Raw genomic sequence first — 1,372 nt, 5'->3', positions numbered from 1 at the left:
ACTGGCGCAGCGCATGGACGGTGACGAGGACCTGCCGCGCGAGGTGGAGGTGCCGCCCAACGGCATCCCGGACGGCGCGCAGCACATCACGCCGGCGATGCTGCCGCTGGTGACGCTCAGCCAGGCGCAGATCGACGCGATCGTGGCCCGGGTGCCCGGTGGCGCCGCCAATGTGCAGGATATCTACCCGCTGGCACCGCTGCAGGAAGGCATGTTGTTCCACCACCTGATGGCGGAGCAGGGCGATGTCTATCTGCAGGATCCATTGTTCGGCTTCGACCAGCGCGGCAAGCTGGAGCGCTTCGTGCAGGCGCTGGGCCAGGTCGTGCAGCGCCACGATGTGCTGAGGACCGCGCTGCACTGGGAAGGGCTGGACGAACCGGTGCAGGTGGTATGGCGCGACGCGCCGCTCGTTCTGCAAGAAGAGCGCATTGACCCCGACAGCACGCTCGACGCCGAGGCCCAGCTGCGCCAGCGCTGGGATCCGCGCCAGATCCGCATCGATCTGACGCAGGCGCCGCTGATGCGCGCCCATGCGATGCGCGACGAAGCGAATCAGCGCTGGCTCTTGCTGCTGCTGATCCACCATGCGGTGCTGGACGACACCGGCATGCGCGAGATGCAGCGGGAGGTGCTGTCACTGCTGTCCGGGGATGCGCTGGCGGATCCACCGGCACAGTCCTTCCGTCACCATGTGGTGCAGGCGCGCCGGCGGGTCCAGGATCAGCAGCATGAGGCCTATTTCCGCGAGCGCCTGGGGACCCTGGACGAGCCGACGCTGCCCTATGGCCTGTCGGATGTGCAAGGCGAGGGTCGCGCGGTGGGGGGCGCGACGCGCCTGCTGCCCGGCTCGCTGAGCACGGGCCTGCGCATGCAGGCGCGCCGCCTGGGCGTCAGTGTCGCCAGCCTGTGCCATCTGGCCTACGCCCAGCTGCTGGGCCGGGTCAGCGGCCGGGACGACGTGGTGTTTGGCACGGTGCTGCTGGGCCGCATGCAGTCGGGCGCCGGCGCGGACCGTGCGCTGGGGCTGTACATCAACACACTGCCGCTGCGGGTGTCTCTTGACGGCGGTGTGCGGCGGGCGGCGGTGCAGGTGCATCAAGACCTGGCGGGTTTGCTGCGCCATGAGCATGCGCCGCTGGCCTGGGTCCAGCGCTGCAGCGGGCTGGACGCCGGCGTGCCGCTGGTGACGGCGCTGCTGAACTACCGCCATGCCCAGGCGCAGACGGCCGACGCGGCCGGGGTGCCCGAGGCGTTGCAAGGGATGGCGTTGCTGGCCGGCGAGGAGCGCAGCAACTATCCCTTCACCTTGAGCGTCGAAGACCTGGGCGCCGAGGGCCTGGCGCTGAGCGCTCTGGTGCAGGAACCGGCC

General features: G+C 70.2%; 1 protein-coding gene. It reads left to right on the top strand.

Translation table 11 applies throughout. The annotated features are described in order from the left end of the window. Positions 1–13 precede the first annotated feature (13 nt). Positions 14–1,372 (top strand): condensation domain-containing protein (locus tag LZ017_RS21735; RefSeq protein ID WP_241399023.1); only part of this gene is annotated, 1,359 nt, incomplete at its 3' end.

Origin of the sequence: Pelomonas sp. CA6 (genome assembly GCF_022549225.1) — a bacterium.
Lineage (GTDB): Bacteria > Pseudomonadota > Gammaproteobacteria > Burkholderiales > Burkholderiaceae_C > Roseateles.
Note: the sequence above shows the minus strand (reverse complement) of the source record. Positions and strands in the feature narration are given on the sequence as shown.